Annotated in this window: 5 protein-coding genes; all 5 read right to left on the minus strand. The window is 69.1% G+C overall.

Annotated elements, in window-relative coordinates:
• On the minus strand, positions 1-1,293 hold a 1,293-nt coding region (locus GTP77_RS29490), incomplete at its 3' end, for an MFS transporter (protein WP_371869418.1).
• A 10-nt stretch (positions 1,294-1,303) separates the two neighbouring features.
• Positions 1,304-2,356 carry a beta-keto acid cleavage family enzyme gene (locus tag GTP77_RS29495; RefSeq protein WP_161075709.1) on the minus strand — a complete coding sequence of 351 codons (1,053 nt, stop codon included), beginning with the start codon at positions 2,354-2,356 and terminating at the stop codon, positions 1,304-1,306.
• Positions 2,357-2,376: 20 nt separating this feature from the next.
• Positions 2,377-3,225: a TauD/TfdA dioxygenase family protein gene (locus GTP77_RS29500; RefSeq protein ID WP_161075710.1), complete on the minus strand. Its 849-nt coding sequence runs from the start codon at positions 3,223-3,225 to the stop codon at positions 2,377-2,379.
• A gap of 9 nt (positions 3,226-3,234) precedes the next feature.
• Positions 3,235-4,215, minus strand: coding sequence for a quinone oxidoreductase family protein (locus GTP77_RS29505; RefSeq protein ID WP_161075712.1), 981 nt, complete (start codon positions 4,213-4,215; stop codon positions 3,235-3,237).
• A gap of 103 nt (positions 4,216-4,318) precedes the next feature.
• Positions 4,319-4,701, minus strand: a 383-nt coding sequence (locus tag GTP77_RS29510; protein WP_187358899.1) for an RBBP9/YdeN family alpha/beta hydrolase, incomplete at its 5' end; no start/stop codon positions are given.

Raw genomic sequence — 4,701 nt, forward strand, 5'->3', positions numbered from 1 at the left:
GGCGGCCTGCGCGGCGGCCGCGTCGCGCGCGGCGCGGTCCACGTCGGCGCTGTAGTGGCGCAGCATGCTCCAGAACACGGCGGCGGCGGCCAGGCTGGCCAGCGGCACCAGGCGGAAGGCCACGTCCAGGCCCAGGCGGTCGGCCAGCACCCCGGTCAGATAAGGGCCGGGGGCCAGGCCCAGCAGGTTGTTGACCAGCGTGAGCGTGGCGAAAGCGGTGCCGTGCACCGAGCGGTGGGTCAGATTGGCCACCATGGCGCCGGCCGGCCCGGTGGTGCCGGCCGCCAGGAACATGCCCGCCGCCACCAGCGCCAGCTGGACCGCACCCGGCGCCAGCGCGAAGCCCAGCGACAGCAGGCCGCAGCTTGCCAGGCAGTAGGCCATGGCCAGCTTGATCTTCATCGGCGGCGCGTTGCGGCACAGGCGGTCGCTCAGCATGCCGCACAAGATCATGCCGGCGCCGCTGGCCAGCACCACCACCGCCGCCACGGCGCCCGCCCGGCCGGCGTCCATGGCGTAATAGCGGTTCATAAAGCTGGGCATCCAGACGATGAAGGCGCCGCCGACAAACAGCTGCAAGCCGCTGCCCACATAAGCTGCGCGCACCGACCAGCTGCCGCACAGGCTGGACAGCGGCATGCGCACGGCGCCGCCCGCGCCGGCCTGCCCTTGCGGCGCAATGCGCTTCTCGCGCACCACCACCGGGTACAGCAGCGCCAGCATCAGCCCGAACAGCGCCATGCCGCCAAAGGCCCAGCGCCAGCCCAGGTGGGCCGCGATGGAGCCGCCCAGCGCCATGCCCAGCACCGAGCCGAACATGCCGCCCGCCATGAAGGCGCCGGTCAGCGTGGCGCGCATATGCTTGGGGAACACCGACAGCACCACGGCGATGCCCACGCTGCCATAGGCCGCCTCGCCCACGCCCACCAGGAAGCGCGCGGCGAACATCTGGCCGTAGTTTTGCGCCAGGCCGCAGCCCAGCGTGGCCAGGCTCCACAGCACGGCCATCAGGGCCAGGCTGCGCACCCTGCCCCAACGGTCGGCCAGCAGCGACAGCGGGAAGGTGAGCAGGCCCACCATCAGCGCCACCACGCCGGAGAGCATGCCGAGCCGGGCGTCGCTCAGCGCCCATTCCGCCTTCAGCAGCGGGAACACGGCGTTGAGCACCTGGCGCGACATATAGTCCGAAATCAGCAAGCCGAACGACAGCGCAAACACGATCCACGCGTAGCCGCGCGGGACGGCGGGATCGTCGGCAGGGCCGCCGTCTTCAATGGGAGGGGCGAGAGCCACGGCGTTCTCCTCAGGTGCGCAGCGGCACGTTCTTCTGGCCAGGCAGCCGGTTCGGCGCCATGCCGTTCATGCGCAGGGTCTCCTCCGCGTCCTTGTACTGCACGCCAATGCGGTAGATGGCGCGCGCTTCCTTGCCGCTGGCAATGTCGCGGCCCAGCTCATTCGCCACGCGCACGCACTGCTCGATCTGCTGCACCGACGTCATGCGCTGGCCCAGCTGGCCGATCAGCGTGTCCTCGGTGCCGCAGCGCGGGTGGAAGCCCATGGCCATGGCCATCATATTAAACGGCAGCACGTTCTTCAGCAGCGACTCCGCCGTGATGCAAGCGCCTTCCGGCGCGCGGCGGATGAAGTCCATGAAGTTGAACGGGTTCGGGCCGTCGAAGCCGCCGCCTATGCCTATCCAGGTCAGGTTCAGCGGGCCGGTGTAGACGCCCTTGCGCACCAGGCGGTCCAGCGTTTCCAGCGCGTGCATGCCGGTCAGCTGGAAGTGCGGCTGGATGCCGGACGCCTGCAGGCGCTTGAGGTGCTCGGCCACCCAGGCCGGACCGGCCGGCACCGTCATCTCGCTGTAGGCCGCGTGCATCATGGGCGAAGCCAGCGACGTGCCCTGCAGGTATTCCGGATACAGCAGCTCCATGATGTTCATCTGCGTGGTGTTGATGGCCACGGTCACCTGGTCCGGCTTGGGGTCCAGCTCGGCCAGCATGTGGCGGGTGTCGTCGGACAGCCACTTGGCGGCCTGGCCGTCATCCTCCGGCGCGAAGGAGATCGAGCCGCCGACCTGGATGATCATGTCCGGCACGCGGGCGCGCACGCCGGCAATCAGCTCGTTGAACTTGGACAGGCGCTTGCTGCCCTTGCCATCCAGCTCGCGCACGTGCAGGTGCAGCACGGTGGCGCCGGCGTTGTAGCAGTCGACGGCCTTCTGGATCTGCTCCTCCATCGTCACCGGGATATCTTCCGGGAAGTCCTCCGGCGCCCATTCCGGGCCGTATGGCGCGGTGGTGATGACTACTTTGTCCTGGTTCTCGGGGTGCAGGGAATCGTCGAGGAATTGCATGCAGTGCTCCTGTATAGTTTTTAGTAAGGGATGTCGCCGATGATGCCGGCCCGTTCCATCTTGCGGTGGCAGGCCGGGTAGTCCATCACGGCGTAGTGCTGGGTTGAACGGTTGTCCCAGATCGCCACGCTGTCCGGCCGCCAGCGCCAGCGCACCTGGAACTCGGGGATCTGCGCCTGGCGTATCAGGTAGTTCAGCAGTTCGCTGGCGCCGGGGCTGGCGTCCTGGCCGAAGCGCACCCGCGCCGGCGTGTGGTAGTTGGTGAAATGGGTGGCGAAGGCGTTCACGAACAGGATCTTCTCGCCGGTCTCCGGATGGATGCGCACCACCGGGTGCTCGGCGTCCGGGAACTGCGCCTTCAGCGCCAGCCGCTTCTCGATGGGCATGGCGGCGCCGAAGCTGGCCTCGATGCTGTGGCGCGCGCGCAGGCCCTCAATTTTGGCCTTCACGTCCTCGGGCAGCTTGTCGTAGGCCAGCACCATATTGGCCCACATGGTGTCGCCGCCCACCGGCGGGCATTCCACGCAGCGCAGCACCGCGCCGAACTGCGGCGCGGCGCGCCAGGTGGCGTCCGCGTGCCAGGCGTTCTCGTAGCGGTCCGCCGGCTGGTCCGGTGTCTTGTAGATGCGCACCAGGCCGGGGTGGTCCGGGTCGCTGCCGGCCACCGGATGGTCTTCCAGCTCGCCGAAGCGGCGCGCGAAGGCCACGTGCTCGGCGCGCGTGAGGTCCTGGCCGCGCAGGAACAGCACGCGGTGGGACAGCAGGGCGCTGCGGATGGCGGCGAACAGGCCGTCGTCATGGATGGCGTCGGCCAGCTTCACATCCAGCAGTTCGGCGCCCAGTGCGCAAGTCAGTTGCTCGATACGCATGGCCGCTCCCTAGATGACGAAGATGGACGAGCCGGTGGTCTTGCGCGCTTCCAGGTCGCGGTGCGCCTGGGCCGCCTGCTCCAGCGTGTAGTGCTGGTTGATGCCGATGCGGATGCGGCCGCTGCCCACGTGCTCGAACACTTCGGCCGCCAGCGCCGCCTTCTCGGCCGGGTCGGCGATGAAGTCGGCCAGAGCGGGACGGGTCAGCATCAGCGAACCCTTCATGGCCAGCAGCACCGGATCGAAGGGCGGCACGCCGCCGGAGGCGGTGCCCACGCACACCATCAGGCCGCGCTTGCGCAGCGAATCGAGCGAGGACATGAAGGTGTTCTTGCCCACGCTGTCGAACACCACGTCCACGCCGCGCCCGCCGGTCAGCTCGCGCACGCGCGGAGCCACGTCCTCGCTGCTGTAGTTGATCACGTGGTCGCAGCCGTGGGCGCGCGCGATCCCGGCTTTTTCCGGCGTGGACACGGTGCCGATCACGGTCAGGCCCAGCAGCTTGGCCCATTGCGACACGATCAGCCCCACCCCGCCGGCGGCCGCGTGCAGCAGAATGCTGTCGCCGGGCTGGAAGGCGTGCAGGCGGCGCAGCAGGTAGGCCGATGTCAGGCCGCGCATGGTCATGGCGGCGGCGGTCTCGAAGGCGATGGTCTCGGGCAGCTTGATCAGCGCGGCGGCGGCAATCACGCGCTCGGTGCTGTAGGCGCCCAGCGTGTTCAGGAAGCCGGTGTAGGTGACGCGGTCGCCCAGCGCGTAGCCGCTCACGCCCTCGCCCACCTCCACCACCACGCCGGAAGCCTCGACGCCAATGCCGTTCGGCAGCGCGATCGGGTAGGTGCCGTTGCGGAAGTAGGTGTCGGCGTAGTTGATGCCGACGGCCACATGGCGCACCCGCACCTGGCCCGCACCCGGCGCGCCCACATCGACGTCCTCCAGGTACAGCACTTCGGGTCCGCCTACGGTGTTGAATCGCACTGCTTTTGCCATCATCTCGCTCCTTGTTCTATTGGGTATTGCATTCCGCCCAGCTTGAAAATCAGTATAGCGCCGCGTTTGCGCGCCCCACCTCCCCTGCAGCGACAGCGCATTGTCATTTCGCGACAAGGCCGCAGCGCAGCCGTTCGATCAGCGGCAGCGCGCTGGGCCAGGGACCGTAGCCCGCCGCCGGGTTCAGGTGCCCCACCTCGCCCAGCTCCACCAGCTCGCTGCCCCAGCCTGCGGCCAGGCGGCGGCTGGCCGCCATGCCGCACAGGTAGTCGTCGCTGCTGGCGGCGAGTATGCTGGGAAAGGGCAACGGCCCTTCCGGCAGCGGGCTCCAGCCCTGCGCGCGCAGCTGCTCCGGCTGGGGATAGTTGGGGGTGTAGCTGGCGCCGGGCGAACCGGGACGTCCCGTACCTGTACCTGCGCCAGGCGTGCCGGGACGCGACGAGGTGCGCAGGCTGCCGCGCGGCGCAGGCGCGTTATTGCCGCGCA

It is taken from the genome of Pseudoduganella aquatica (assembly GCF_009857595.1).
Taxonomy (GTDB): Bacteria; Pseudomonadota; Gammaproteobacteria; order Burkholderiales; family Burkholderiaceae_D; genus Rugamonas; species Rugamonas aquatica_A.

Excerpts from the sequence above, each read along its gene's own strand:
- GTP77_RS29495 (WP_161075709.1), bottom strand. The coding sequence starts at position 2,356 with ATGCAATTCCTCGACGATTCCCTGCACCCCGAGAACCAGGACAAAGTA.
- GTP77_RS29500 (WP_161075710.1), bottom strand. The coding sequence starts at position 3,225 with ATGCGTATCGAGCAACTGACTTGCGCACTGGGCGCCGAACTGCTGGAT.
- GTP77_RS29505 (WP_161075712.1), bottom strand. The coding sequence starts at position 4,215 with ATGGCAAAAGCAGTGCGATTCAACACCGTAGGCGGACCCGAAGTGCTG.